This is a genomic window from Enterobacter sp. 725m/11, assembly GCF_011683705.1.
GTDB classification, from domain to species: domain Bacteria; phylum Pseudomonadota; class Gammaproteobacteria; order Enterobacterales; family Enterobacteriaceae; genus Enterobacter; species Enterobacter bugandensis.
On record NZ_JAAQOK010000123.1, the window covers coordinates 1 to 468 of the forward strand.

1 rRNA gene is annotated in these 468 nt (G+C 52.6%); it reads left to right on the forward strand.

The annotated features are described in order from the left end of the window. Positions 1–468, forward strand: a 23S ribosomal RNA gene (locus HBA26_RS22685); the annotation flags it as partial.

Sequence of the window (468 nt, forward strand, 5' to 3'; positions counted from 1 at the left end):
TCCTGTACTTGGTGTTACTGCGAAGGGGGGACGGAGAAGGCTATGTCAGCCGGGCGACGGTTGTCCCGGTTTAAGCGTGTAGGTGTGTGTTCCAGGCAAATCCGGTTCACTTTAACACTGAGGCGTGATGACGAGGCACTACGGTGCTGAAGTGATAAATGCCCTGCTTCCAGGAAAAGCCTCTAAGCATCAGGTAACACGAAATCGTACCCCAAACCGACACAGGTGGTCAGGTAGAGAATACCAAGGCGCTTGAGAGAACTCGGGTGAAGGAACTAGGCAAAATGGTGCCGTAACTTCGGGAGAAGGCACGCTGATATGTAGGTGAAGTCCCTGCGGACGGAGCTGAAATCAGTCGAAGATACCAGCTGGCTGCAACTGTTTATTAAAAACACAGCACTGTGCAAACACGAAAGTGGACGTATACGGTGTGACGCCTGCCCGGTGCCGGAAGGTTAATTGATGGGG